Genomic DNA, 24,483 nt, shown 5'->3' on the forward strand with positions numbered 1-24,483 from the left:
TAAGCAGACATGTCACGTATCGGTAAGCAACCGGTTCCGGTCCCGTCCGGAGTCGACGTCACCATCGACGGCCAGAACGTCTCGGTCAAGGGCCCCAAGGGCGCCCTGGAGTTGACCGTCGCCGACCCGATCACGGTGTCGCGCAACGACGATGGCGCCATCGTGGTGGCCCGGCCGAACGACGAGCGGCAGAACCGCTCGCTGCACGGGCTGTCCCGCACCCTGGTGGCCAACCTGGTCACGGGTGTGACGGAGGGCTACACCACCAAGATGGAGATCCACGGCGTCGGTTACCGCGTGCAGCTCAAGGGAACCAACCTGGAGTTCGCGCTCGGCTACAGCCATCCCGTGGTGATCGAGGCGCCCGAGGGCATCACGTTCGCGGTGCAGGCGCCCACCAAGTTCACGATCTCTGGGATCGACAAGCAGAAGGTCGGCCAAATCTCGGCGAACATCCGCCGCCTGCGCCGCCCCGACCCCTACAAGGGCAAGGGCGTGCGCTACGAGGGTGAGCAGATCCGCCGCAAGGTCGGAAAGACAGGTAAGTAGTCATGGCGCAATCACAGACTGCATCCGACGCGCGAAAGACAGTGGGGCAGAACGTATCCGCTACCAGGCGGGTGTCCCGGCTGCGCCGGCACGCACGGCTGCGCAAGAAGGTTTCCGGCACCGCGGAGCGTCCCCGCCTCGTGGTGAACCGGTCGTCGCGGCACATTCACGTGCAACTGGTGAACGACCTCAACGGCACCACCGTGGCCGCGGCTTCGTCCATCGAAGCCGACGTTCGCGGACTGGACGGGGACAAGAAGGCCCGCAGCGTGCGGGTCGGCCAGTTGATCGCCGAGCGGGCCAAGGCTGCCGGCGTCGACTCCGTGGTATTCGACCGCGGCGGCTACACCTACGGCGGACGAATCGCGGCTCTGGCCGATGCCGCCCGCGAGAACGGATTGCGATTCTGATGAACAACGCAAGCCTGATAAACGGAAGGACCGCATAATGGCGGAGCAGTCCGCTGGAGGCTCGGCAGACAACCGGGGCCCGGACAACCGTGACAGCCGCGATGGGCGAGGCCGGCGCGACGGTGGTGGCCGGGGTGGCCGCGACCGCGACCGTGACGGCGACAAGAGCAACTACCTGGAGCGGGTCGTCGCGATCAACCGCGTCTCCAAGGTGGTCAAGGGTGGTCGGCGGTTCAGCTTCACCGCCCTGGTCATCGTCGGTGACGGCAACGGCATGGTCGGCGTCGGCTACGGCAAGGCCAAGGAAGTCCCGGCGGCCATCGCCAAGGGTGTCGAGGAGGCCCGCAAGGGCTTCTTCCGGGTCCCGCTGATCCGCGGAACCATCACGCATCCGGTGCAGGGGGAGGCCGCGGCCGGCGTCGTGCTGCTGCGTCCGGCCAGCCCGGGTACCGGTGTGATCGCCGGTGGCGCCGCCCGCGCGGTGCTGGAATGCGCTGGCGTGCACGACATTCTGGCGAAGTCGCTGGGCAGTGACAACGCGATCAACGTGGTGCACGCCACCGTCACCGCGCTCAAGATGCTGCAGCGCCCCGAGGAGGTGGCCGCCCGGCGCGGTCTGCCGATCGAGGATGTCGCCCCGGCCGGGATGCTCAAGGCGCGCCGCGAAAGCGATGCGCTGGCCAGTGCCTCCCAGAACCGAGAAGCGGGAGCACAACCATGAGTCAACTGAAGATCACTCAGGTGCGCAGCACCATCGGGGCGCGCTGGAAGCAGCGCGAGAGCCTGCGCACCCTGGGCCTGCGCAAGATCAGCCACTCGGTGATCCGTGAGGACAACGCACAGACGCGCGGTCTGATCGCCGTGGTGAGTCACCTCGTTGAGGTGGAGGAGGCCAAGTGACCATCAAACTGCACGACCTCAAGCCTGCGCGCGGGTCGAAGACGGCGCGCACGCGTGTCGGTCGCGGTGAGGGTTCCAAGGGCAAGACCGCGGGCCGCGGCACCAAGGGCACCAAAGCCCGCAAGAACGTGCCGGCCACCTTCGAAGGTGGGCAGATGCCCATCCACATGCGACTGCCCAAGCTGAAGGGCTTCCGCAACCGGTTCCGCACCGAGTACCAGGTGGTCAACGTCGGTGACATCAACCGGCTCTTCCCGCAGGGCGGCACGGTCGGCGTCGACGAGCTGGTGGCCAAGGGTGCCGTTCGCAAGAACAGCTTGGTCAAGGTGCTGGGCGACGGCAAGCTGACCGTCGGCGTCGAGGTGACCGCGCACAAGTTCAGCGGCAGCGCCCGCGAGAAGATCACCGCTGCGGGCGGTTCGGCCACCGAGCTCTAACCCAGCCGCGAAATCACTTCCAGGGCAAGCCGTTCCATCTGCTCGCGGTCCTGCGCAACGTCAGCGCCGACGGGATTGAGCAGCAACATCTGCGCGCCCGCATACATGACCTCGGACAGCCCGTGGGCCACCTGCGCCGGGGTGCCGGTCACCGCGACCGCCTCCAGGCCGGACCTCTCGCCGTAGATGCGGTACAGCCCGGCCAGCGCTGTGTCGCGGGCACGCTCGGCGTCGTCGTCGACCATCACGTAGACGCGTTTGGCGATGGTGAACCGCCGGGGATCTCTGCCTTGGCCGGCCAGTTCAGAGCGCACGATGCGCACCGCTTCGGCGAACGCGGCGGTGGTCGACGACCCCGCGCCGATGAACGCATCGCCTAGGCGGGCCGCGCGGGCCAGGGCGGCGGGGGCGCGTCCGCCGAACCAGATCGGTGGATGCGGCCGTTGCACGGGTTTGGGTTGGATCGGCAGATTGTCGACGTCGCGAAACCGGCCGTGGAAGTTCACCGTCGGCTCGTCGGACCAGGCGGCGCGCATCAATTCCAGCCCCTCGGTGAAATACCGGACATGCGTGGACTTCTCGATGCCGAAAGCGCCGAACCGGCGCGAACCTCCGCCGGCGACCACGCCGAGGTCGAGCCTGCCGCCGCTGAGCCGGTCGACGGCGGTCACGGCTGAGGCCAGCTGCAGCGGATCGTGCAGCGACGTCACCAGCACGGCCACCCCCAGGCGCAGCCGCCGGGTGCACGCCGCGGCATAGGCCAGCACCTCGAGGGGCGCCAGCAGGGCTGACCCGCCGATGGCCTGTTCCAGGGTCCACCCGCCCTCGAAACCCAGTTCTTCGGCGCGGGCGAGGTAGTCCTGCAACTGCGCGGTGTCGAAGTCCGGCGAGCCGAGTTGGGGGATCGAGATGGCGAACCTCACCGCTAGCACGCTACCGGTGCCGGCCAGGCGGGTCGGTACCGATCGGTACGCTGCAGAACATGTTCGCCTTTCTGCCTAACCTGCCCGGAGTCGACGACGTGCGGGCGCTGGTCGACCGGGTCGACACCGCCCGTCACCACGGCATACCCAACGGGTGCGTCCTCGAGTTCGACCTGCGCAGCATGCCGCCGGAGACCACCGGGTTCGACCCGCTCACGATCATCAGCGGCGGCGGCCGGCAGCTGCCGCTGCGCGAGGCGGTCGCCGCGATTCACCGTGCCGCCGAAGACCCGCGCGTCGCCGGGCTGATCGCCCGCGTGCAGCTGTCCCCGTCACCGATCGGCGCGGTCCAGGAATTGCGGGACGCCATCGCTGCGTTCAGTGCCGTCAAGCCGTCGCTGGCCTGGGCGGAGACTTTCCCGGGCACGCTGTCCTATTACCTGGCGTCGGCATTCCGTGAGGTCTGGATGCAGCCTTCGGGTGAGGTCGGGCTGATCGGCTTCGCGAGCAACGCGATGTTCCTGCGCGATGCCCTGGCCAAAGCGGGCATCGAGGCCCAGTTCATCGCGCGCGGCGAATACAAGTCGGCGGCAAACCTTTTCACCGAGGACGGCTTCACCGACGCCCATCGCGAAGCGGTGACCCGCATGCTGGAGAGTCTGCAGGATCAGGTGTGGCAGGCCGTCGCCGAGTCGCGCCGGATCGATGCCGGCGCCCTGGACGAGCTGGCCGATCGCGCTCCGCTGCTGCGTGACGACGCGCTGGCCTCCGGGCTGGTGGACCGGATCGGATTCCGCGACGAGGCATATGCGCGCATCGCGGAACTGACTGATGCGCACCATGATTCGTCTGATCGCGCGGATGCCGACCCGGATGAGACGCCGCCGCGGATGTATCTGGCCCGCTATGCCGGCTCGGCGCGGTCGCGGCTGTCGCCGCCGGTGCCGTCGATCCCGGGACGCCGGCCCAAGCCGACGGTTGCCGTGGTCACCGTCGAGGGTGCCATCGTCAACGGCCGGGGCGGGCCGCAGGGCCTGCCGTTGGGGCCGTCGAATGCCGGCGGCGACACGATCGCTGCGGCGCTGCGGGAGGCGGCGGCCGATGACGCCATCTCGGCGATCGTGCTGCGGGTGGACAGCCCCGGCGGGTCCGTGACGGCGTCGGAGAGCATCTGGCGCGAGGTCAAACGCGCACGCGAGCGCGGCAAGCCGGTAGTGGCCTCGATGGGATCGGTCGCCGCGTCCGGCGGGTACTACGTGTCGATGGGCGCCGATGCCATCGTGGCGAATCCCGGCACCATCACCGGATCCATCGGCGTCATCACCGGCAAGTTGGTGGTGCGGGACCTCAAGGACCGACTCGGGGTCGCGTCGGAAACCGTGCGCACCAATGCCAATGCCGACGCCTGGTCGATCGACGCGCCGTTCACCCCCGAGCAGCAGGCGCATCGGGAGGCCGAGGCCGACCTGTTCTACACCGACTTCGTCGAACGCGCCGCGCAGGGCCGCAATCTGACCACTCAGGACGTGGATGTCGTTGCCCGCGGCCGGGTTTGGACCGGCGCCGATGCCTTCGAGCGGGGTCTGGTCGACGAGTTGGGCGGCTTTCGGACCGCGGTGCGCCGGGCCAAGGTGCTCGCCGGCCTCGACCCGGACGTGCCGGCGCGGATCGTGAGCTATCCGGGCTCGTCGTTGCTGGACCTGCTGCGGCCACGGGCGTCCTCGCAGCCGGGCGCGGCGTCGTTGCCCGACGCTGTCGGGGCGTTGCTCACGCGTTCGGTCCTCGGCATGGTCGATCAACTGGAGCAGAAGGTCAGCGGTGCCAGCGTGCTGTGGCTGGGGCAGGCGCGGTTCTAGGCCGTCAGTCGCGCGCTGATGAAGATGATCTCGCCGAGCGGGTCGTTGTTCTCGGGCGCGGGGACCGTCAGATTGTGTCGTTCGAATAGTTCGGTGCGGGTCACCGCATCGGTGTCCCAGCCCCTGGCGCGCAGGTAGTCGACGACATGATTGCGCTCGCCGGAGTAGACCAGCGAGGCCATGTCGATGTCCACGCCGTGATCGCGGAAGCTTCCCGACATCTCACGAACCTTATCGGTATCGAAATCCACTATGCCAGGGACGAATTCGGTTGCGATGGTGCTTCCGGGGACGCTCAGCGCGATGATGTTGTCGAACAACCGGTCTTGGGCGTCCGGCGGCAGGTAGATCAGTAGGCCTTCGGCAAGCCATGCCGTCGGTTGGGTCGGATCAAGCCCCGCCGCCCGCAGCGCCGTCGGCCAGTCGCCGCGCAGGTCGATCGCGACCGTCCGCCGATCTGCGGTGGGCGTAGCACCGAGGTCGTCCAGGGTGGTGGTCTTGAACTCGATCACCTGTGGCTGGTCGATCTCGTAGACCACTGTCCCGGCGGGCCACGGCAGCCGGTAGGCGCGTGCGTCCAGTCCGGACGCCAGGATCACGACCTGTCGCACCCCCGCGTCGGTGGCTTGCGCGAAGTACTCGTCAAAGTACTTGGTGCGCACGCCCATTCCGTCGATCATCGCCTGCACCCGTGCCGGGTTGATGTTCTCGAACGTCTCGGGGTCGAGTTTGCCGTCCATCATCTTGGTGAAGAAATCCACCCCGACGGCACGCACCAGCGGTTCGGCGAACGGGTCGTCGATCAACCCGCCGGGCGTGTTCGTGACCATCGCGCGCCCGGCCGCGACCATGGTCGCGGTGGCGCCGACGCTGGACGCCAGATCCCAGTTGTCGTCGTGAGCGCGTGGCATCAATGTCTCCTAGTGGTCCTCGGGCAGGGTACCGCTGACGTAGAGCATCTCGACGGCGGGCGCATCCTCCTCCACCACGGCAGGCGGGAGACCGTTGGCCGCACGCAGCTCCGGCAGGGCGATGGTGGTGATCTGCCAGCCATGAGCTGTGAGGTACGCCGCGACTTCGTTGCGCTCACCGAGGTAGATCAGATTACCCATGTCGATGTCGAATCCGTGCGCGCGCCAGCGTTCGGAGACCTTTTCCATGTGCTGCCGTAGGTCATTCTCGTCGACGGGCTCGGTTCGGTTCATGCCCTCGGTGGCCAGCCGGCTGCCCGGCGCGCTGAGCTCGGTGATGGTGTCCAGCAGGCGGTCCTGGGCTTCCGGCGGCAGGTACCCCAGCAGTCCCTCCGCGCTCCACGCGGTGGGCAGGGCGGGGTTGAATCCCGCCTGACGCAACGCGGTCGGCCAGTCGTCGCGCAGGTCGACGGACACGGCGCGCCGGTCGGCACTGGGGGTCGCGCCCAACTCGGCCAGGGTGCGCGACTTGAACTCGATGACCTGCGGCTGGTCGATCTCGTAGACCACGGTCTGGTCCGGCCAGGTCAACCGGTAAGCCCGGGCGTCTAGGCCGGAGGCGAGGATCACAGCCTGCTTGATGCCCGCCCGCGTCGCCTCCAGAAAGAACTCGTCGAAGAATTTGGTGCGCACGGCCATGTTCTCCGCGACGTTGGCGACCCCGCTGAACGGGCGCTGCGGATCGCTGTCGAGTTCGGCGACGGTGGTCGCACCGGTCGCCAGGCGGCTGAGCAGATCCACGCCGACCGCCCGTACCAGCGGTTCGGCGAACGGGTCGTTGATCAGCGGATTCTCGGCACGCGTGGCCATCGCGCGGCCGGCGGCGACCATGGTCGCGGTCACCCCGACGCTGGTCGCCAAATCCCAGGTGTCTCCGTCGTACCGTGCGGTGCTGGCAGTCATGCGGGTTCCTCGATCCGGGGGACTCACTGATACTTAGCCAATATAACAAAAGCTCGAACGGGGCGTCGCCGGCGGTCAGACCGGGCGGCTGGCCCGGTAATACACCAGCTGCCCGAGCAGGCGGTGCGACTGGGTGGCGACCTGCGCGCAGTCAAACCCGGCCGTATCCAGCAGGCGTGGAATCGCGTCGCCGAGATTGCCGGCGGCGTGGTGGTTGCTCCTCATCCGGCTGGCTATCGGGCCTGGCGGGGCGGTCATCTCACCGCCGATATCGACCAGGTGCAGGCTGCCGCCAGGCCGCAACACACGGAAGATCTCGGCAGCGGCAGCAGGTTTCGCGTCGTCGGGGAGGTGGTGCAGCATCATCGAGGACAGTACCCGGTCGAATTCGCCGTCGGCGCAGGGTAGCTGCTGGGCATAACCTTCTTCGAACCGAATGCCGCTCAGCCCGTGTGCCTTTCGTCGCGCGCGGTCCAGTATCTGCGGGTCGGGGTCGGTCCCCACCGCGTCGATCCCGGGGTGCGAGCGTTTGGCCGCGATGAGGACATTGCCGGTGCCGCAACCGATTTCCAATACCCGCTGGCCGTCGCGGAGTTCGGCGTGCGTGATCAGCCTGGCATAGACGCGGCGAAATCCCAGTACCCGTGCGATCAGGTCGTACGCGGGCAGCAGGCCGGGTAGGCCAGTGGCAGGCAAGTAGTCAGGTGGATGATGTTTGGTCATGTCACTATTGTTCCGTATTGAGCGCAAGCATCATTGGTCGATTCTCGTCGAAATTAGGACTATCTTCGGTTAGATGACCGCCCCAACTCGACTCAGTCAGCATCGTGGAGGCGTTCCGGTCTACCGGTATCGCAGTGATCCGGACACGCCCCCGGTCTCAATAGCCCGGCGCGATCAGCTCGTCGAGCCGCACCCGCACATCCACGACTTTCCGGCGCTCTGGTACGCGCCGGCGGCCGGATTGGTGCGCGTCGTCGCTCCCGGCAAGGTGCTCGACCCCGCGCAGGTAGCGCCGGCTGAGGAGGGATTCGCGGTGTTCTTCGATCCGTCCGCCCTCGGAGAGGACGCGCGGTCCCCGTGGCCGGCGTGGCAGGCCCATCCGCTGCTGTTCCCGTTCCTGCACGGCCGGACGGGTGGGGTGCTGTGTCTGAAGGTGCCCCCGGACCGGCGACCGGCGTGGGATGAGGCGATCCAGTCGATGCAGACCGAGCTGACCCTGCGCCAGGACGGCTATCGGCAAGCGGTCCTGGCGCACCTGACCCTGCTGCTGATCGAACTGGCGCGCCTGGCCAAAGACGTGGTGGCCGATCTGCGGCGTAGCGGCGAACCGCTGCTGGCAGAGGTGTTCGCGGTGATCGACCGTCGACACGGTGAACCATTGTCACTGCGGGACGTGGCGGGCGAGGTCGGGATGACGCCCGGGCACCTGACCACGATCGTGCGCCGGCGCACCGGACGCACCGTGCAGGAATGGATCATCGAGCGCCGCATGGCCGAGGCTCGCGAGTTGCTGGCCGATACGGATCTCCCGGTGGGCGAGGTCGCCAGACGGGTCGGCATACCCGATCCCGGATATTTCAGCAGGCTGTTCGGCCGCACCCACGGCGGTCCGCCTCGGCAGTTCCGGGCGTCAGCGCACCGCCGGTGACCGGCGGATCGGTTCATTGACCCGCGGACTCGAACACTGTTCGACATGGGGGCCGCGGTGTCATACCAACGATATCGAGATAGGCGAACCCCGGATGCAGCTGCCCAACCTGGCCAACATCATGACGGTGTACGGGTCGCTGCCGGTGCGTCTCGGTTAAGCCGCGTACGGCGATTCAGGAGTTCGCGCGCAGGTAGGTGTACACGCCGGCGAAGTTGCGGTTGACCTCTTCGGGCACCGGCACCGGACCCCCCAGAGCTCGCGCACCCCAGGCGATTTGCGCGGTCCGCTCGACGAGTGCGGTGATGTGCAACGCCGTGGCCGGCCGGGGGCCGACGGCCACCAGGCCGTGATTGGCGATCAGGGCCGCGCCGCGTCCCGCCAGGGCTTTGACCGCGTTGGTGCCGACATCGGGGGTACCCGACGCGGCGTACTCGGCGCAGCGCACGTCCCCGCCGCAGTAGACCGCGAACTCGTCGATGCAGGCCGGAATCGGTTGGTGTGCCACGGCGAACATGGTGGCCCAGACGGGATGGCTGTGGATGACGCTGCCGATGTCGTCGAATGCCGCAAAGCACGCCAGATGCAGTTGCAGCTCGGTGGACGGCATCCGGCCGTCCTTGGCGTGCAGTACGGCGCCGTCCGGGTCGACCAGCACCAGGTCGTCGAGTGCCATGTCGGCATAGTCCACCGACGACGGTGTGATCACCAGGTTTCCGTCGGAGCGGCGGGCCGAGATGTTGCCGGCGGTGCCTTCGACCAGTCCGCGGCGCAGCATGTCCTTGGCCGCCGCGAGCACCGCCACTTCGGCGTCCTCGACGAACTTCATGAGCCCAGCACCTCCGGGTTGACGATATGGGCGGGCGTGGCGCCGGACAGCAGTGCCTCCAGGTCGTCGGCAACCATCTGCGCCTGCCGGGCCTCAGTGTTCCAGGTGGCCCCGCCGATGTGCGGGGTGAGTACGACGTTGGGCATGCCGGTCAGGGGGTGATCGGCCGGCAGCCACTCGCCCGCGAAATGATCCAGCCCGGCGGCGGCGACCTTGCCGCTGCGCAGCGCATCGACCAGTGCATCGGTGTCGTGCAGTTGGGCGCGTGCGGTGTTGAGGAACACCACGCCGTCCCGCATGGCACCGAACTGCTCGGCGCCGATCATCCCGGTGGTGTCCTCGGTGACCGGTGCGTGCAGCGAGACGATGTCGGACTCGGCCAGCAACTCGCCCAAAGAGTGCCCGGCCTCGTCGCTGTACGGATCGCACGCGATGACCCGCAGACCCAGGCCGGCCAGCCGCCACCGGGTGGCCCGGCCGACGGCGCCCAGGCCCACCAACCCGGCGGTGAGCCCCGCGATCTCAGCCCCGCGGAAGCGCTGATAGGGGATGGTGCCATCGCGAAACATGTTGCCGCTGCGCACATCCGCATCCGCGGTCAACAATGCGCGGGTGACGGCCAGCAGCAGGGCCACCGTCAGCTCGGCGACCGCATCGGCGTTGCGGCCCGGGGCGTACAACACCGGGACGCCGGCCGCCGTCGCACCGGCGACATCCACATTGTTCGGGTCGCCACGGGTGGACGCGACCGCGCGCAGGCCCAATTCCAGCACCGGACCCTGTACCGAATCGCTTTCCACCACAAGGACTTCGGCGGCTTCGGCGGTGATCCGCTCAGCCAGCTGCTCGGCGCTGTAGATGCGCAGCGGCACCTGCTCGATCCAGGGGTCGTACACCACGTCGAGCAGCTCCCGCAGTTTGGCGAAACCCGGTCCGCGCAGCGGAGCGGTCACCAGGGCACGCGGTCGAGGGGTCACGTCTGCCAATGCTGGCGTACCGTGGCGCCCGTGTCACGCGAAGACGTCACAATCGGCATCGACGTCGGCACCACGGCGGTCAAGGCGGTTGCGGCCGACGAGAACGGCCGCGTAGTGGCGCGGGCCCGCATTCCGCACCAGCTCCGCGTGCCCGAACCGGACCAACTGGAACACGACGCGGACGAGGCGTGGCGACAGGGTCCGGTGGTCGCCCTGCACCGGGTGACCGAAGCTGGGGCCGGGCGAGTCCGGGCGGTGGCCGTCGCGTCGATGGTGCCGTCGATGACCGCTGTCGACGCGGCCGGCCGGCCACTCACCCCGGGCCTGTTGTACGGCGACAGCCGCGGCCGGGTGGTCGACGCTCCCGAACAACCCGTTCCCGCGGTGGGGGAGGCCGCCGAATTCCTGCGCTGGACGGCCGCGCAGGCGCCGGACGCCGCCGGCTACTGGCCGGCGCCCGCAGTTGCCAATCATGCGCTGGCGGGACAGCCGGTGATCGACTTCGCAACGGCCATCACCTCATTGCCGTTGTTCGACGGGGCGGGGTGGAATGCGGCGGAGTGCGCCCAGCGCGGCGCCGGCACCGAGCAGATGCCCCGGGTGGAGACCTTCGGTGCACCGATCAGTCACCTGCACGGCGACGCGCAGAACACCGCTGTACTGGCGACCGGTGCCATCGACGCGCTGTGTGAACAGATCGTCGCCGGCGCCGATCAGGACGGCGACGTGCTGGTGCTCTGTGGCACGACATTGATCGTATGGACGACGATTTCAGCCGCCCGGCAGGTGCCGGGCTTGTGGACCATCCCGCACACCGCGCCCGGCAAGAGCATGATCGGCGGTGCCAGCAACGCCGGTGGCATGTTCCTGGGATGGGTGGATCGTGTTGTTGCACAAGCTGATCCGATGTCGTGTGACCCGCGTCGGGTTCCAGTGTGGTTGCCTTACATCCGTGGCGAGCGCACCCCGTTCCACGATCCGGACCGGCGTGCCCTGCTCGACGGCGTGGACCTGACGCACGACGCCGCGGCCCTTCGGCGCGCCGCCTACGAGGCGTCCGGCTTCGTCGTCCGGCAGATGCTGGAACTGAGCGGCGCGCCGGTGCGGCGGATCATCGCCTCCGGCGGCGGCACTCGGCTGCAGCCCTGGATGCAGGCCATTGCCGACGTCACGGGTCGGCCCGTCCAGCTGTCCGCGGTCGCTGAGGGGGCGGCCCTGGGGGCGGCTTTCCTGGCCCGGATGGCTGTCGGACTGGAGTCGGTGATCACCGACGCAGGCCGCTGGGCGCGGGTCGAGCACGTCGTCGAGCCGCGGCCGGACTGGGTGGGGCCGACCAAGGACCGGTATCGCCGGTTCCTGGAGCTCAGTCGATCGCGATTGGTATGACGGGCGGATTGGTGGCGCGCATCGGTGGGCGGCGTTCTACGCTTATGCGATGACTGACCACGACCAGACCGCCATCCGTCGAGAGATCGCCGATACCCTACTGGCCGCGTTGGAACGCCGGCACGAGGTTGCTGATGCGATAGTGGCGGCGAAGAACAAACCGGCCGCGGTCGAGGCCATCGTCGAGCTGCTGGGTACCTCGCATCTGGCGGCCGAGGCCGTGATGAGCATGTCGTTCGAGCAGCTCACCCAGGATGCGCGCGCAAAGACCCTGGCCGAGCTCGACGACCTGAACAAACAGCTCAGCTTTGCTGCCAAGGAGCGGCCGGCGAGTTCGGGGGAGACCCTGGAGCTGCGGGCATTCTCCGCAGTGGAGGACCGCGACATCTTCACCGCGCGAACGGAGGAGATCAAGTTCGCCGGGGACGGCTCGGGCGCCCCGGCCGGCGCCATCGACGACGAGATCCGGGCGGCTCTGGGCCGGCTGCGCGACGAGGAGGCGGCCTGGTTCGTCGCCGTGGACTCCGGCGAGAAGGTGGGCATGGTCTTCGGGGAGCTGCTGCACGGTGAGGTGAATGTGCGGATCTGGATCCACCCCGAGCACCGCAAGAAGGGTTACGGCACCGCGGCGCTGCGCAAATCACGCTCGGAGATGGCGTGGGCCTTCCCGGCAGTACCGATGGTGGTCCGGGCGCCGGCGGCCAATCCCGAATAGCCGCAACGCTATTCGCGCGTCGCAGTCACCGTGACGATGTCGCGCAACTGGCCCACCTCGGGTTCGTCCGGGAAGACCAGCCCGTAGTCGGCGTACAGATCCCGGCGGGGCCGGGTGCGCACCTGCCAGCCGTGCCCGGTGAGGTAGTCGACGACGTTGTTGCGCTCGCCGACGTAGAACAGCCCGGACAGGTCGATGTCGCAGCCCAGATTGGCCCAGCGCCGGTTGAACTCCTGGGCGCGGTCAGCCATCGGCACCGTGGACTCGGGATGGTATTCGGTAGCCACCCGGCTGCCCGGCCCGCTGAGCTCGGTGATGTTGTCGAAGAGCCGGTCCTGGGCGTCGGGTGGCAGATACATCAACAAGCCCTCGGCGCTCCAGGCGGTGGCCCGCGACGGTTCGAACCCGCTGCGTCGCAGCGCTGCCGGCCAGTCGTCGCGCAGATCGACGCTCACCGCCTTGCGATGCGCCGACGGGGTGGCGCGCAGCTCCGACATGGTGGCGTTCTTGAACTCGATCACCTTGGGCTGGTCGATCTCATAGACCACGGTGCCCCGCGGCCAGTGCAGCCGGTAGCCACGCGCGTCCAGGCCGGCCGCCAGGATCACCGCCTGGTGGACGCCGGAGCGGGCGGCGTCGAGGAAGAACTCGTCGAAGAAGCGGGTGCGGACGGCCATCGACTCGGCCATCAACGTCAGCTCGCGTCGGCGGGAGTCGTCGGCGGCGATTTCGGCGACCTCACCGTCGATCAGGCGGGTGAAGAAATCCAGCCCGACGGCTCGCACCAGCGGTGCGGCGAACGGGTCGGTGATGACGGGGTTGTCCTGCTCGCTGGCCACCGCCCGGGCGGCGGCAACCATCGTCGCGGTTGCGCCCACACTGGACGCCAGATCCCAGCTGTCGCCGGTGGATCGCTGTGACTCCGGTTGGGACATCGTTACCGCAGCTCCGCGCTGAGGAAGACCACCTCGCCGAACGGGGCGTCGTCACCCTGCGCCTGCGGCAGCCCGTGCGTGGTGAACAGCTCGGCGTTGCTCGCGGTGGTCGTCTGCCACCCGCGTTCGGACAGGTAGGTCCCCGCATCGGTGCGGTCGTCGAAGTAGACCAGCGCGGCCATGTCGAAGTCGAGGCCGTGCCGGCTCCAGCGCTCATTGTGGCGACGCATCCGGCGCCGGAGTTCGTCTTCGTTGAGTTCGTTGATGTCCAGCAGACCCTCGGTGGCGAACCGGCTGCCCGGCGCGCTCTGCGCGGTGATCTGGTCAAGCAGGCGGTCCTGCGCCTCAGCCGGCAGATACCCCAGCAACCCCTCGGCGATCCAGGCGGTGCGCTGGGTGGGATCGAAGCCCGCCGCGCGGAGCGCGGCCGGCCAATCTTCGCGCAGATCGACCGCCACCGTCCGTCGGTCCGCAGTCGGTTCGGCGCCCAAGCCGGACAGCGTGGCGGTCTTGAACTCGATCACCGCGGGCTGGTCGACCTCGAACCCCGTGGTGCCCGCCGGCCAGGGCAACCGGTAGGCGCGGGAGTCCAGACCGGCGGCCAAGATGACGGCCTGCCGGATGCCGGTCGCCGTCGCTGCGGCGAAGAAGTCGTCGAAGAACCTGGTGCGAACAGCCATGGCGTTGGCGAAATGCGCTGTTGCGGTGGCGGTTTCCTCGTCGAGATCGGACAGGTCCAGCTCGCCCCCGGCCAACCGGGAGAAGAAGTCGACACCTACGGCCCGGACCAGCGGCTCGGCGAAGTGGTCGGCGGCTACTGCGCCGGCACCGTCGGCGTCCCGCGCGGCGACGGCGCGCGCCGCCGCGACCATGGTGGCCGTCAACCCGACACTGGACGCCAGATCCCACGTGTCGCCCTCGAATCGGGCACTACCCAGCTGGGTCATCGACATCTCCCCGCAAACAGGTTTCTATTACTTAGCCAATGTAACGAGCTCCCCAGACTCTACGCCGCACAGGTGGCACCGGGCGACGACGTGTGGTGCCGTGGACGGAGCTGCGCCGGTTAGCTGTTAGTCTCGTACACGGTTTGACGCGCTTGCATCGTGGCCGGTCCTACGTCCTGGCCTGCTGGTATTAGGCACGTGCATGCGGAATAACCCAGGAATGATTAGGAAAAGGACCCAGCCGGCCAATCCCGGTTGGCATGCCGCGACCAGAGTTCGGCTGCGCAGGAGGAAGAGTGCTTTCGGCTTTCATCTCATCGCTGCGGACAGCCGACCTGAGACGAAAGATCCTGTTCACGCTGAGCATCGTGGTGCTGTACCGGCTGGGCGCCGCGCTACCGTCTCCGGGTGTCAACTTCCCCAATGTCCAGCAGTGCATCAAGGAAGCCAGCGGCGGCCAGGCCGGACAGATCTATTCGCTGATCAACCTGTTCTCCGGCGGTGCGCTGCTCAAGCTGACAGTCTTCGCGGTGGGCGTAATGCCGTACATCACCGCGAGCATCATCGTCCAGCTGCTCACCGTGGTCATTCCCCGCTTCGAGGAACTCCGCAAAGAAGGTCAGTCCGGGCAGGCGAAGATGACGCAGTACACGCGTTATCTGGCGATCGCGCTGGCCATCCTGCAGGCCACCAGCATCGTGGCGCTGGCGGCGAACGGTGGCCTGCTCCAGGGCTGCTCGCTGGACATCCTTGCCGACCAGAGCATCTTCGCCGAGATCGTGATCGTGCTGGTGATGACCGCCGGCGCCGCGCTGGTCATGTGGATGGGCGAGCTGATCACCGAACGCGGGATCGGCAACGGCATGTCGTTGCTGATTTTCGTCGGCATCGCCGCCCGCATTCCCGCTGAGGGCAACCAGATCCTGCAGAGTCGCGGCGGCATGATTTTCGCCGCCGTGCTGGGAGCCGCGCTGCTCATCATCGTCGGCGTGGTGTTCGTGGAACAGGGCCAACGACGCATCCCGGTGCAGTACGCCAAGCGCATGGTGGGCCGGCGAATGTACGGCGGAACGTCGACGTACCTGCCGCTGAAGGTCAACCAGGCCGGCGTCATCCCGGTCATCTTCGCGTCCTCGCTGATCTACATCCCGAACCTGATCACCCAGCTGGTGCGCAGCGGCGGCGCCGGGAGCGGGCACAGCTGGTGGGACAAGTTCGTCGGCAGCTATCTGTCAGACCCGAGCAACCCCGTCTACGTCGGCATCTATTTCAGTTTGATCATCTTCTTCACGTACTTCTATGTGTCGATCACCTTCAACCCGGACGAACGTGCCGACGAAATGAAGAAGTTCGGCGGCTTCATTCCCGGTATCCGTCCCGGCCGACCGACCGCCGACTATTTGCGTTATGTGCTGAGCCGCATCACCCTGCCGGGCTCGATCTACCTCGGCGTGATCTCCGTGCTGCCCAACGTGTTCCTACAGATGGGCAACAGCGGGGGGATCCAGAATCTACCCTTCGGGGGTACCGCGGTGCTGATCATGATCGGCGTCGGGTTGGATACGGTCAAACAAATCGAGAGTCAGCTCATGCAGCGCAATTACGAAGGATTCCTCAAGTGAGAGTTGTTTTGCTCGGGCCGCCGGGGGCGGGCAAGGGGACGCAGGCCGAGAAGCTGGCGCAAAAACTGGGCGTTCCACATATCTCCACCGGGGACCTGTTTCGCAGCAACATCAAAGATGGCACCAAGCTGGGCCTGGAGGCCAAACGGTATCTGGACGCGGGCGACCTGGTGCCCTCCGAGCTGACCAACCAGCTCGTCGATGACCGGCTGGACGACTCGGACGCGGCCGACGGCTTCATCCTGGACGGATACCCGCGCTCGGTGGCGCAGGCCGAGGCGCTGCACGACATGCTGCAGCGGCGCAACACCGACGTCGATGCGGTGATCGAGTTCCGGGTGTCCGAGGAGGAGCTGCTGAAGCGGCTCACCGACCGGGGCCGCGACGACGACACCGAAGAAGTCATCCGCAACCGGTTCAAGGTCTACCGCGAGGAGACCGCGCCGCTGCTGGATTACTACAGCGACGAGCTCAAGACCGTCGACGCCGTGGGCTCCCTGGACGAGGTGTTCGCGCGCGCACTGCAAGCCCTGGGCAAATAGCCCATGGGTGCCCTGGCACGGCTGCGGGGCCGCCGAGTGGTGCCGCAGCGCACCGCCGATGAACTCGACGCGATGGCCGCGGCCGGAGCCGTCGTCGCAGCCGCGTTGCGCGCCGTGCAATCCGCCGCTGTGGCCGGCGTCTCCACCCTGGCACTGGACGAGATCGCCGAATCGGTGATCCGCGATGCCGGGGCGGTCCCGTCCTTCCTGGGCTACCACGGCTATCCCGCCTCGATCTGCGCATCGGTCAACGACCGTGTCGTGCACGGGATCCCGTCGGCCGCCGAAATACTCGTGCCGGGCGACCTGGTGTCCATCGACTGCGGTGCGATCCTGGACGGCTGGCACGGCGACGCGGCCGTCAGCTTCGGAGTGGGCGCCCTGATCCCCGCCGACGAAGCACTGTCGGAGGCGACCCGGGAGTCACTGGAGGCCGGCATCGCGGCGATGGTCATCGGGAATCGGTTGACCGACGTCTCACACGCCATCGAAACGGGCACGCGCGCCGCCGAGGTCCGCTACGACCGCGCGTTCGGAATCGTCGAGGGATACGGCGGGCACGGCATCGGCCGGCAGATGCACCTGGACCCGTTCCTGCCCAACGAAGGCGCGCCGGGCCGGGGCCCGTTACTCGCCGACGGTTCGGTGCTGGCGATCGAACCGATGCTGACGCTGGGAACCGGTAAGACATCCGTTCTCGACGACAAATGGACGGTCATCACCGTCGACGGCTCCCGTGCGGCGCACTGGGAACACACGGTCGCGGTCACCGAGGCCGGGCCGCGGATCCTGACCTTGTGAAGCCGTCCGCCCCCGCTGGTGGGGCTGGCTAGGCCGGTTGTTGCCCTTGGGGTAAGAAAGGGGCGTGGCCGACTCCCAGAAGCGCGATCCGATCGCTGCGGCACGGACCAATTGGGAACGGGCCGGCTGGGGTGAAGTCTCGGGGGGCATGGTCGCAGTGACGTCGGTGATGCGGGCCCACCAGATCCTGCTGGCGCGCGTCGAAGCGGCGCTGCGTCCCTACGACCTGAGCTTCTCCCGCTACGAACTGCTGCGCCTACTGGCGTTCAGCCGCACCGGGGCACTGCCGATCACCAAAGCTTCCGACCGGTTGCAGGTGCACGTCACCAGCGTCACCCATGCGATCCGGCGCCTGGAGGCCGACGGTCTGGTGCGACGGGTGCCACATCCCACCGATGGACGCACCACGCTGGTGGAAATCACCGACCTCGGCCGATCCACCGTGGAGGACGCCACGGTCACGCTCAACGAGCAGGTGTTCGCCGACATCGGGATGGCCGCCGACGAATCGCAGGCGCTGGTGTCGTCGATCGAGACGTTGCGGCGCAACGCCGGTGACTTCTAGGTCCGCAGTTGTTCGATGATCGCGCTGAAGTCCTTGCCGGGGTGTGTGGCGGCGAATTCGGCGTAGATCTGTGCCGCGTGCGTGCCCAACGGCGCCGCCGCACCGGTCGAAGCGACCGCGTCCATCGCCAGTCCCAGGTCTTTGTTCATCAGCGCGGCAGCGAAGCCGGGCTTGAAGTCGTTGTTGGCGGGTGACGTTGGAACCGGCCCTGGCACCGGGCAATTGGTGTGCACCGCCCAGCAGTTGCCGGTCGCGCCGGTGATCACGTCGAACAGTGATTGCGCTTCCAGCCCGAGTTTCTCGGCGAGCACGAACGCCTCGCCGATGGCGATCTGCTGCACGGCCAGCACCATGTTGTTGCACAACTTCGCGGCCTGCCCTGCTCCGGCCGCGCCACAGTGGATGATCTTGCCCGCCATCGGTTCCAGCACCGGACGAGCCCGATCCAGGGCGTCAGCTTCGCCGCCGACCATGAAAGCCAGCGTCCCGGCCGCGGCGCCCTTGACGCCGCCGGACACGGGTGCGTCGAGTTGCTGCATACCGTGTGACCCGGCCAGCCCGTGGGCCTCGCGGGCGTCGTTCACCGAGATCGTGGAGCTGTCGATGAACAACGCCCCGGCTCGCGCGGCCGGCAGCACTTCGCTGTAGCAGCGCTTCACCACGTCACCGTTGGGCAGCATGGTGATCACGACATCGGCGTCGGCTACCGCTTCGGCCGCGGTGCCGAACAGGGTCACGCCCTTGTCGGCGGCGGCGCCGGCAACTGCGGACACCGGGTCGAAGCCGCGCACAAGGTGGCCTGCGTCAAGCAGATTGGCCGCCATGGGGCCGCCCATGTTGCCGAGCCCCAGGAACGCGATCGCGAGACGTGTTGTCATAGTGCCCTTCTAGGCGCTGGCCCGGAAACGTGCGGCTTCGGCCCGGCCGACGACCACACGCATGATCTCGTTGGTGCCCTCCAGGATTCGATGCACCCGCAGATCGCGCACGATCTTCTCCAGACCATACTCGCGCAGATAACCGTAGCCACCGTGCAGCTGCAATGCCTTATCGGCGACCGTGAAGCAGGTGTCGGTGACGTACAGCTTCGCCATCGCGCACAGCTCCACCTTGTCCTCGGCGTCGGCGTCCAGCGCACTTGCGGCCCGCCACAACATCATTCGTGATGTCTCGAGCCCGGTCGCCATGTCCGCGAGGGTGAACCGGATGGTGGGTTCGTCGAGCAGTGCCGAGCCGAACGCCTGCCGGTCGCGCACATAGGCGCCCGCTTTGTCGAATGCGGACTGCGCGCCGCCCAGCGAGCACGCCGCGATGTTCAACCGGCCGCCGTTGAGGCCGTTCATCGCGATGCCGAAGCCGGCGCCTTCGCCGTCGGCGCCGCCCAGCATGGCATCGGCCGGCACCCGCACTCCGTCGAGCACCACTTGGGCGGTGGGTTGAGAATTCCAGCCCATCTTCTGTTCCATCGCACCGAAACTGAGCCCCGCAGCGTCCTTTTCGACGATGAACGCCGAAATGCCGCGGGGGCCTTCGCTCCCGGTGCGCGCCATGACGACGTACACGTCGGAGGTGCCGGCGCCGGAGATGAATTGCTTGACGCCGTCGAGCACGTGGTCCGAGCCTTGTTTCACTGCGCGGGTGCTCAGTGCGCTGGCATCGGAACCGGCGCCGGGCTCGGTCAGGCAGTAGCTGGCGATGGCGTCCATCGACGCCAGGCGCGGCACCCATGCCTTGCGTTGTTCCGCGGTGCCGTAACGGTCGATCATCCACGCGCACATGTTGTGGATCGACAAGAACGCAGCGGTCACCGGGTCGGCGATCGCCAATTGTTCGAAGATGCGCACTCCGTCGAGGCGCCGCAACCCGCTGCCGCCGACGTCGTCGCGACAGTAGATCGCCGCCATGCCGAGTTGGGCTGCATCGCGCAGTACGTCAGTCGGGAAATGCTTGGTGGCATCCCATTCCAGGGCGAAGGGGGCCAGCCGTTTGTCGGCGAACGCGGCTGCCGTCTCGGTGATAACCCGCTCTTCGTCATCAAGGGTAAACATGAGCTACCGCTAATCCATTGTGGGAATTGAGAATTCGGCACCGTCCTTAATGCCCGACGGCCAGCGCGACGTCACGGTCTTCACCTTGGTGTAGAACTGGATCGACGCGGTCCCGTGCTGGTTGAGGTCACCAAAACCGGACCGCTTCCAGCCGCCGAAGGTGTGGTAGGCCACCGGAACCGGGATCGGCACATTGACCCCGACCATGCCCACCTCCACCCGCGACGTGAAGTCGCGCGCGGAATCGCCGTCACGGGTGAAGATGGCCACCCCGTTGCCGTACTCGTGCTCGGTGGGCAACCGCAGGGCCTCTTCGTAGTCGTGGGCGCGCACGATGCACAGCACCGGGCCGAAGATCTCGTCGGTGTAGATCGACATGTCGGTGGTGACGTGGTCGAACAGGGTGGGGCCGATGAAAAAACCGCCCTCGAGGTTCGCGTCGCCGAAAGTCAGGTCGTCACTGGCCCGCTCGCGGCCGTCGATGACAAGCTCGGCGCCGGCCTCCACGCCCTGGTTGATGTAGTCGCGCACCCGGTGCAGCGCGGCTTCGGTGACCAACGGGCCGTAGTCGGCCTTGGGGTCCAGACTGTGTCCGACGCGCAGGTTGTTGATCCGCTCAATCAGCCTGGCGCGCAGGCGGTCTGCGGTCTGCTCGCCGACCGGGACCGCTACGCTGATCGCCATGCACCGCTCGCCGGCGCTGCCGTAACCGGCGCCGATCAGTGCATCGACGACCTGGTCGAGGTCGGCGTCCGGCATGACGATCATGTGGTTCTTCGCGCCACCGAAGCATTGTGAACGCTTGCCGTTGGCTGCGGCCGTCGAATAGATGTAGTGCGCGATGTCGGAACTGCCGACGAAACCCACCGCCTTGATGTCCGGGTGATGCAAGATGGCGTCGACAGCTTCTTTGTCGCCGTGCACCACCTGGAAGACCCCAGGCGGCAGACCGGCCTGGGTGAACAGCTCGGCCAGTCGCAACGGAACCGACGGGTCGCGCTCACTCGGCTTGAGCACGAACGCATTTCCGCATGCGAGTGCCGGGCCGGCCTTCCACAGCGGGATCATCGCCGGGAAGTTGAACGGGGTGATGCCCGCGACGACACCCAGCGGCTGGCGTAGCGAGTACACGTCGATGCCGGGGCCGGCGCCTTCGGTGTAGTCGCCCTTGAGCAGATGCGGGATGCCGATGCAGAACTCGATCACCTCGATACCGCGCTGGACGTCACCCTTGGCGTCGGCGACCGTCTTGCCGTGCTCGAGCGACAGCAATTCGGCGAGCTCGTCGATGTTCTGATTCACCAGGTCGATGAACCGCATCAGCACGCGGGCACGCCGCTGGGGATTCCAGGCGGCCCAACCCTTTTGGGCCTCCTTGGCCGATGCGACGGCGGCATCGACATCGGCCTGGGAGGCCAGCGGCAGTGTCGCCTGGACCTCGCCGGTGCTCGGGTTGAGCACGTCGGCGGTGCGGGTGGACTGCCCGGCGGTGCGCCGGCCGTCGATGAAGTGCGGAATCTGTGTGGTCATGTGGTCCCTGTCAGGAGAGGGATGGTGGATACTTGCATATCCTAGTAAATCGGATTCAGCGTTGGCAAATCCCGGGAGATGGGCGGCTGGCGGGGAGTCCGTAGCGGGCGTATGCTCGAACATATGTTCGATTCAATGTCTGCGTCCGCGCTGGGCGGCGGTGCCGGCGAGGCCGATCTGATCGCGCGCATCACCGCCCTGGAACAGCTCAAAAGCCGGGCCGCCGCCGAACAGGCACGCCTAACAGCTGAATTGATAACTGCCCGGCGCGCGGCTGAAGCTGCGGCCGGGGTGCCCACCCGCAAGCAGTGCCGCGGGCTGGCCGGTGAGGTCGCGTTGGCCCGGCACGACTCGCCGGCCCGTGGGGGCCAGCACCTCGGTTTCGCCAACGCACTGGTCCACGAGATGCCGCACACTCTGGCCGCGCTATACGCCGGGGTGTTGTCGGAATGGCGCGCCACCTTGATTGTGCGCGAATCGGCGTGCCTGGATGTCGAGGATCGCCGCACGCTCGACCGCGAATTGTGCGCCGACGCCACGGAATTGCAGGGAATGGGCGACAGGCGGGTGAGTGCGGCGGCCCGGGCCATCGCCTACCGCCTCGATCCGCATGCGGTCGTCGATCGCGCCGCCAAGGCCGAGAAAGAGCGCACTGTGACCATCCGGCCCGCGCCGGACACCATGACGTGGGTCAGCGCCCTGCTGCCCGTTGCGAAGGGGGTCGGGGTCTACGCCGCACTGCGCCGCGCCGCCGACACCACGTTCGACGGGCGCTCCCGCGGCCAAGTCATGGCCGACACCTTGTTCGAGCGGGTCACCGGGACGCCCGCCGACGTGCCGGCGCCGGTCGCGGTCAACATGACGATCTCCGATGAGGCGTTGCTCGGGGACGAACGCAGCGCCGCCGTGATCGACGGCTATGGGCCGATCCCGGCCGCGGTGGCGCGCAACCTCATCAACAGCGCGCTGGCCGACACCAGGTCCCGGGCCACCCTGCGCCGCCTCTACGTCCGACCTCAGACCGGCGCCCTGGTCGCGATGGAGGCGCGCTCGCGCGCCTTCCCTCGCGGGCTGGCCCACTTCATCGGGCTACGCGACCAAACCTGCCGCACCCCCTACTGCGACGCCCCCATCCGCCACCGTGACCATGTCCGGCCGTGGCAGCGGGGTGGCCCCACCTCCGCCGACAACGGCCAGGGCCTGTGCGAATACTGTAACTACGTCAAAGAGTCGGCCGGTTGGACCGTGGCCACGGCGACCGGCGAAAACCAGAGGCACACAGCCGAATACACCACACCCACCGGAGCCCACTACCACTCCACGGCGCCGCGGCCACCTGGTTATCCCCGACTCGACTCGTTGCTGGATCTGCACGCCGCCTAGGCAAGAGCCCGGATGAATTGCTGCGTCTCATCCCAGGTGGGCAACAAGCCGGACTCGCGCACCTCGTCGAAGCTGGGGGCTACCGCGTCGCGGTCGGACAAGCTGGGAGCGGCGCCGTCCACCAGCGGCCAGTCGATGGCCAGCACGGGGTCGGTGGCGCGGATGGTGTGCTCTCGCTGCGGGTTGTACTCCGCCGAACACAGATACATCACCGTCGAATTGTCTTCCAGGGCAAGGAAACCGTGGCCGAGACCCTCGGAGATGTAGACCGTGTTGTGCACACGGGAGTCCAGGCGGACGGCGTCCCACTGCCCGAAGGTCGGTGAACCGATCCGGATATCGACCACCACGTCGAAGATGGCACCGGTCAAGCAGGTCACATACTTGGCCTGGCTGGGTGGCAGCTGGGCGAAGTGCAGACCCCGCAAAGCTCCCGCCGACGACACCGAGCAGTTGGCCTGCTTGATGTCCAGACTGTGGCCGGTGAATTCCCGGAAGCCGCGGTCGGTCAGCCATTCGAAGAACAGCCCGCGGGAATCAGGATGGATTTTCGGGGTGATCTCCCAGGCGCCAGGGATCTTCAGTTCGCGCGCTTCCATGTCACTGACCACGCTCTGCGTATCGGGCCTCGGCGGCATCTTTGACCGGGCGCCACCACGATTCGTTGGCCCGATACCAGTCGATGGTGGCTTGCAGTCCTTCTTCGAAATCGGTGTGCTTTGGCGCCCAACACAATTCGGTGTTGAGCAGCGTCGGATCGATGGCGTACCGAAGATCGTGGCCAACGCGGTCGGTCACGTGGTCGAAGTCGTCGGGGTCGCGACCCATCATGCGCAACACCGTGCGCAGGACCGTCAGGTTGTCGCGTTCACCCTCTGAGCTGATCAGGTAGGTGCGGCCGATCTGACCTTTCTCCAGGATGCTGCGCACCGCGCTGTTGTGGTCCTCGACGTGTATCCAGTCCCGTACGTTGGCCCCCGCGCCGTAGAGCTTGCACCGACGGCCGGTAAGCACGTTGGTGATCTGGCGGGGGATGAACTTCTCGATGTGCTGATACGGACCGTAATTGTTCGAGCAGTTGGACAGGGTTGCGCGCACGCCGTAGGACCGCACCCAGGCCCGGACCAGCATGTCGCTGCCGGCCTTGGTCGCCGAGTACGGGCTCGACGGGTTGTACGGCGTGGATTCGGTGAACCGCTGGGGATCGCCCAGTTCCAGGTCGCCGTACACCTCGTCGGTGGAGATGTGGTGCAACCGGACTCCGTGGCGCCGCACCGCCTCCAGGATGGTGAACGTGCCGATCACGTTCGTGTGCAGGAACGGCTCCGGATCATCGAGTGCGTTGTCCACATGGGATTCGGCGGCGAAGTGGACGACGGCGTCGGATTCGGCCACCAGCGACGAGACCAGCTCAGCATCGCAGATATCGCCTTCGACGAATCTGATGGCGTCGGCCACGTTGGCCAGCGACTCCCGCCGGCCGGCGTAGGTCAGCGAGTCGATGACGGTCACCGAATCCTCGGGGTGTTCGCGCACGGTGCTGTGCACGAAGTTCGCGCCGATGAAGCCCGCCCCTCCGGTGACCAGCAGTCGCATGGGGCCA

At 67.4% G+C, this 24,483-nt stretch carries 27 protein-coding genes; 14 read left to right on the plus strand and 13 right to left on the minus strand.

Features of this window, described 5'->3' with window-relative positions; all coding sequences use genetic code 11:
• Positions 1-9: 9 nt before the first annotated feature.
• The 5 genes from rplF to rplO are packed head-to-tail and all read left to right on the plus strand — an operon-like array spanning position 10 to position 2,296.
• Positions 10-549 (plus strand): 50S ribosomal protein L6, encoded by a 540-nt coding sequence (gene rplF / locus AC5Y6Y_RS06350; RefSeq protein WP_463825845.1) that lies wholly within the window; start codon positions 10-12, stop codon positions 547-549.
• Positions 550-590: 41 nt separating this feature from the next.
• On the plus strand, positions 591-959 hold the full coding sequence (rplR, locus tag AC5Y6Y_RS06355) for a 50S ribosomal protein L18 (protein WP_463825988.1): 369 nt from the start codon (positions 591-593) through the stop codon (positions 957-959).
• Between the two features lie 37 nt (positions 960-996).
• On the plus strand, positions 997-1,680 hold the full coding sequence (rpsE, locus tag AC5Y6Y_RS06360; protein ID WP_463825847.1) for a 30S ribosomal protein S5: 684 nt from the start codon (positions 997-999) through the stop codon (positions 1,678-1,680).
• Entirely contained in the window at positions 1,677-1,859 is a 183-nt protein-coding gene (gene rpmD / locus AC5Y6Y_RS06365; RefSeq protein WP_463825849.1) for a 50S ribosomal protein L30, read from the plus strand. The genes rpsE and rpmD overlap by 4 nt, the downstream gene beginning before the upstream one ends.
• The gene (rplO, locus tag AC5Y6Y_RS06370) at positions 1,856-2,296 is read left to right on the plus strand and encodes a 50S ribosomal protein L15 (protein ID WP_463825850.1); all 441 of its coding nucleotides are present in this window, start codon (positions 1,856-1,858) and stop codon (positions 2,294-2,296) included. The genes rpmD and rplO overlap by 4 nt, the downstream gene beginning before the upstream one ends.
• Here rplO and AC5Y6Y_RS06375 read toward each other — a convergent pair.
• Positions 2,293-3,219, minus strand: a complete 927-nt coding sequence (locus AC5Y6Y_RS06375) for an LLM class flavin-dependent oxidoreductase (RefSeq protein ID WP_473139314.1) — start codon at positions 3,217-3,219, stop codon at positions 2,293-2,295. The genes rplO and AC5Y6Y_RS06375 overlap by 4 nt on opposite strands.
• Before the next feature lie 59 nt (positions 3,220-3,278).
• Between AC5Y6Y_RS06375 and sppA the strand changes: the two genes are divergently transcribed.
• Positions 3,279-5,075 (plus strand): signal peptide peptidase SppA, encoded by a 1,797-nt coding sequence (sppA, locus tag AC5Y6Y_RS06380; RefSeq protein ID WP_473139313.1) that lies wholly within the window; start codon positions 3,279-3,281, stop codon positions 5,073-5,075.
• On the opposite strand, the gene AC5Y6Y_RS06385 is transcribed toward sppA, so the two are convergent.
• The 3 genes from AC5Y6Y_RS06385 to AC5Y6Y_RS06395 all read right to left on the minus strand — a co-directional run bounded on the left by AC5Y6Y_RS06385 (position 5,072) and on the right by AC5Y6Y_RS06395 (position 7,672).
• Positions 5,072-5,986, minus strand: coding sequence for a class I SAM-dependent methyltransferase (locus AC5Y6Y_RS06385; protein WP_473139312.1), 915 nt, complete (start codon positions 5,984-5,986; stop codon positions 5,072-5,074). The two genes, sppA and AC5Y6Y_RS06385, sit on opposite strands and share 4 nt — an antisense overlap.
• A 9-nt stretch (positions 5,987-5,995) precedes the next feature.
• Positions 5,996-6,949 (minus strand): class I SAM-dependent methyltransferase, encoded by a 954-nt coding sequence (locus tag AC5Y6Y_RS06390; RefSeq protein WP_473139311.1) that lies wholly within the window; start codon positions 6,947-6,949, stop codon positions 5,996-5,998.
• A gap of 75 nt (positions 6,950-7,024) precedes the next feature.
• Positions 7,025-7,672 (minus strand): class I SAM-dependent methyltransferase, encoded by a 648-nt coding sequence (locus AC5Y6Y_RS06395; protein WP_473139310.1) that lies wholly within the window; start codon positions 7,670-7,672, stop codon positions 7,025-7,027.
• A gap of 73 nt (positions 7,673-7,745) precedes the next feature.
• On the opposite strand from AC5Y6Y_RS06395, the gene AC5Y6Y_RS06400 reads away from it, so the two are divergent.
• Positions 7,746-8,600 (plus strand): helix-turn-helix transcriptional regulator, encoded by an 855-nt coding sequence (locus AC5Y6Y_RS06400; RefSeq protein ID WP_473139309.1) that lies wholly within the window; start codon positions 7,746-7,748, stop codon positions 8,598-8,600.
• 175 nt (positions 8,601-8,775) lie between these two features.
• Here the strand turns inward: AC5Y6Y_RS06400 and AC5Y6Y_RS06405 are convergent, their stop codons facing one another.
• Together AC5Y6Y_RS06405 and AC5Y6Y_RS06410 are read right to left on the minus strand one after the other, a co-directional pair.
• Positions 8,776-9,429, minus strand: coding sequence for an L-fuculose-phosphate aldolase (locus tag AC5Y6Y_RS06405; protein WP_473139308.1), 654 nt, complete (start codon positions 9,427-9,429; stop codon positions 8,776-8,778).
• Positions 9,426-10,406 (minus strand): NAD(P)-dependent oxidoreductase, encoded by a 981-nt coding sequence (locus AC5Y6Y_RS06410; protein WP_473139307.1) that lies wholly within the window; start codon positions 10,404-10,406, stop codon positions 9,426-9,428. The genes AC5Y6Y_RS06405 and AC5Y6Y_RS06410 overlap by 4 nt, the downstream gene beginning before the upstream one ends.
• Before the next feature lie 30 nt (positions 10,407-10,436).
• On the opposite strand from AC5Y6Y_RS06410, the gene AC5Y6Y_RS06415 reads away from it, so the two are divergent.
• Both AC5Y6Y_RS06415 and AC5Y6Y_RS06420 read left to right on the plus strand, forming a co-directional pair.
• On the plus strand, positions 10,437-11,792 hold the full coding sequence (locus AC5Y6Y_RS06415) for a xylulokinase (protein ID WP_473139306.1): 1,356 nt from the start codon (positions 10,437-10,439) through the stop codon (positions 11,790-11,792).
• Between the two features lie 49 nt (positions 11,793-11,841).
• Positions 11,842-12,507 (plus strand): GNAT family N-acetyltransferase, encoded by a 666-nt coding sequence (locus tag AC5Y6Y_RS06420; RefSeq protein WP_463825860.1) that lies wholly within the window; start codon positions 11,842-11,844, stop codon positions 12,505-12,507.
• Positions 12,508-12,515: 8 nt separating this feature from the next.
• On the opposite strand, the gene AC5Y6Y_RS06425 is transcribed toward AC5Y6Y_RS06420, so the two are convergent.
• Positions 12,516-13,442 carry a class I SAM-dependent methyltransferase gene (locus tag AC5Y6Y_RS06425; RefSeq protein WP_463825861.1) on the minus strand — a complete coding sequence of 309 codons (927 nt, stop codon included), beginning with the start codon at positions 13,440-13,442 and terminating at the stop codon, positions 12,516-12,518.
• Between the two features lie 2 nt (positions 13,443-13,444).
• Positions 13,445-14,389 (minus strand): SAM-dependent methyltransferase, encoded by a 945-nt coding sequence (locus tag AC5Y6Y_RS06430; RefSeq protein WP_473139305.1) that lies wholly within the window; start codon positions 14,387-14,389, stop codon positions 13,445-13,447.
• 296 nt (positions 14,390-14,685) lie between these two features.
• Here AC5Y6Y_RS06430 and secY point away from each other — a divergent pair, with 296 nt between their 5' ends.
• The 4 genes from secY (at position 14,686) to AC5Y6Y_RS06450 (ending at position 17,919) form a co-directional block, all read left to right on the plus strand.
• The gene (gene secY, locus AC5Y6Y_RS06435) at positions 14,686-16,011 is read left to right on the plus strand and encodes a preprotein translocase subunit SecY (RefSeq protein WP_463825863.1); all 1,326 of its coding nucleotides are present in this window, start codon (positions 14,686-14,688) and stop codon (positions 16,009-16,011) included.
• Positions 16,008-16,553 (plus strand): adenylate kinase, encoded by a 546-nt coding sequence (locus AC5Y6Y_RS06440; RefSeq protein WP_463825864.1) that lies wholly within the window; start codon positions 16,008-16,010, stop codon positions 16,551-16,553. Before secY ends, AC5Y6Y_RS06440 begins: the two co-directional genes overlap by 4 nt.
• Before the next feature lie 3 nt (positions 16,554-16,556).
• Positions 16,557-17,354 carry a type I methionyl aminopeptidase gene (gene map / locus AC5Y6Y_RS06445; RefSeq protein WP_473139304.1) on the plus strand — a complete coding sequence of 266 codons (798 nt, stop codon included), beginning with the start codon at positions 16,557-16,559 and terminating at the stop codon, positions 17,352-17,354.
• Between the two features lie 64 nt (positions 17,355-17,418).
• Entirely contained in the window at positions 17,419-17,919 is a 501-nt protein-coding gene (locus tag AC5Y6Y_RS06450; RefSeq protein WP_463825866.1) for a MarR family winged helix-turn-helix transcriptional regulator, read from the plus strand.
• Here the strand turns inward: AC5Y6Y_RS06450 and mmsB are convergent.
• The 3 genes from mmsB to AC5Y6Y_RS06465 are packed head-to-tail and all read right to left on the minus strand — an operon-like array spanning position 17,916 to position 21,497.
• On the minus strand, positions 17,916-18,797 hold the full coding sequence (mmsB, locus tag AC5Y6Y_RS06455; protein WP_473139303.1) for a 3-hydroxyisobutyrate dehydrogenase: 882 nt from the start codon (positions 18,795-18,797) through the stop codon (positions 17,916-17,918). The genes AC5Y6Y_RS06450 and mmsB overlap by 4 nt on opposite strands.
• 9 nt (positions 18,798-18,806) lie before the next feature.
• Entirely contained in the window at positions 18,807-19,967 is a 1,161-nt protein-coding gene (locus AC5Y6Y_RS06460; protein WP_473139302.1) for an acyl-CoA dehydrogenase family protein, read from the minus strand.
• 9 nt (positions 19,968-19,976) lie between these two features.
• Positions 19,977-21,497: a CoA-acylating methylmalonate-semialdehyde dehydrogenase gene (locus AC5Y6Y_RS06465; protein WP_473139301.1), complete on the minus strand. Its 1,521-nt coding sequence runs from the start codon at positions 21,495-21,497 to the stop codon at positions 19,977-19,979.
• Positions 21,498-21,620: 123 nt separating this feature from the next.
• On the opposite strand from AC5Y6Y_RS06465, the gene AC5Y6Y_RS06470 reads away from it, so the two are divergent.
• On the plus strand, positions 21,621-22,880 hold the full coding sequence (locus AC5Y6Y_RS06470; RefSeq protein WP_473139300.1) for an HNH endonuclease: 1,260 nt from the start codon (positions 21,621-21,623) through the stop codon (positions 22,878-22,880).
• Here AC5Y6Y_RS06470 and AC5Y6Y_RS06475 read toward each other — a convergent pair.
• On the minus strand, positions 22,877-23,479 hold the full coding sequence (locus tag AC5Y6Y_RS06475) for a dTDP-4-dehydrorhamnose 3,5-epimerase family protein (protein ID WP_473139299.1): 603 nt from the start codon (positions 23,477-23,479) through the stop codon (positions 22,877-22,879). The two genes, AC5Y6Y_RS06470 and AC5Y6Y_RS06475, sit on opposite strands and share 4 nt — an antisense overlap.
• Position 23,480: 1 nt before the next feature.
• Positions 23,481-24,476 carry a dTDP-glucose 4,6-dehydratase gene (rfbB, locus tag AC5Y6Y_RS06480; protein ID WP_473139298.1) on the minus strand — a complete coding sequence of 332 codons (996 nt, stop codon included), beginning with the start codon at positions 24,474-24,476 and terminating at the stop codon, positions 23,481-23,483.
• Between the last annotated feature and the right edge of the window lie 7 nt (positions 24,477-24,483).

It is taken from the genome of Mycobacterium sp. NGS24 (assembly GCF_059813065.1).

What these genes read in the sequence shown, in the direction of transcription:
- rplF (WP_463825845.1), top strand. Translation starts at nt 10, where the DNA reads ATGTCACGTATCGGTAAGCAACCGGTTCCGGTCCCGTCCGGAGTCGAC.
- rpsE (WP_463825847.1), top strand. Translation starts at nt 997, where the DNA reads ATGGCGGAGCAGTCCGCTGGAGGCTCGGCAGACAACCGGGGCCCGGAC.
- rpmD (WP_463825849.1), top strand. Translation starts at nt 1,677, where the DNA reads ATGAGTCAACTGAAGATCACTCAGGTGCGCAGCACCATCGGGGCGCGC.
- sppA (WP_473139313.1), top strand. Translation starts at nt 3,279, where the DNA reads ATGTTCGCCTTTCTGCCTAACCTGCCCGGAGTCGACGACGTGCGGGCG.
- AC5Y6Y_RS06385 (WP_473139312.1), bottom strand. Translation starts at nt 5,986, where the DNA reads ATGCCACGCGCTCACGACGACAACTGGGATCTGGCGTCCAGCGTCGGC.
- AC5Y6Y_RS06390 (WP_473139311.1), bottom strand. Translation starts at nt 6,949, where the DNA reads ATGACTGCCAGCACCGCACGGTACGACGGAGACACCTGGGATTTGGCG.
- AC5Y6Y_RS06395 (WP_473139310.1), bottom strand. Translation starts at nt 7,672, where the DNA reads ATGACCAAACATCATCCACCTGACTACTTGCCTGCCACTGGCCTACCC.
- AC5Y6Y_RS06400 (WP_473139309.1), top strand. Translation starts at nt 7,746, where the DNA reads ATGACCGCCCCAACTCGACTCAGTCAGCATCGTGGAGGCGTTCCGGTC.
- AC5Y6Y_RS06405 (WP_473139308.1), bottom strand. Translation starts at nt 9,429, where the DNA reads ATGAAGTTCGTCGAGGACGCCGAAGTGGCGGTGCTCGCGGCGGCCAAG.
- AC5Y6Y_RS06420 (WP_463825860.1), top strand. Translation starts at nt 11,842, where the DNA reads ATGACTGACCACGACCAGACCGCCATCCGTCGAGAGATCGCCGATACC.
- AC5Y6Y_RS06425 (WP_463825861.1), bottom strand. Translation starts at nt 13,442, where the DNA reads ATGTCCCAACCGGAGTCACAGCGATCCACCGGCGACAGCTGGGATCTG.
- AC5Y6Y_RS06430 (WP_473139305.1), bottom strand. Translation starts at nt 14,389, where the DNA reads ATGACCCAGCTGGGTAGTGCCCGATTCGAGGGCGACACGTGGGATCTG.
- map (WP_473139304.1), top strand. Translation starts at nt 16,557, where the DNA reads ATGGGTGCCCTGGCACGGCTGCGGGGCCGCCGAGTGGTGCCGCAGCGC.
- mmsB (WP_473139303.1), bottom strand. Translation starts at nt 18,797, where the DNA reads ATGACAACACGTCTCGCGATCGCGTTCCTGGGGCTCGGCAACATGGGC.
- AC5Y6Y_RS06460 (WP_473139302.1), bottom strand. Translation starts at nt 19,967, where the DNA reads ATGTTTACCCTTGATGACGAAGAGCGGGTTATCACCGAGACGGCAGCC.
- AC5Y6Y_RS06465 (WP_473139301.1), bottom strand. Translation starts at nt 21,497, where the DNA reads ATGACCACACAGATTCCGCACTTCATCGACGGCCGGCGCACCGCCGGG.
- AC5Y6Y_RS06470 (WP_473139300.1), top strand. Translation starts at nt 21,621, where the DNA reads ATGTTCGATTCAATGTCTGCGTCCGCGCTGGGCGGCGGTGCCGGCGAG.
- AC5Y6Y_RS06475 (WP_473139299.1), bottom strand. Translation starts at nt 23,479, where the DNA reads ATGGAAGCGCGCGAACTGAAGATCCCTGGCGCCTGGGAGATCACCCCG.
- rfbB (WP_473139298.1), bottom strand. Translation starts at nt 24,476, where the DNA reads ATGCGACTGCTGGTCACCGGAGGGGCGGGCTTCATCGGCGCGAACTTC.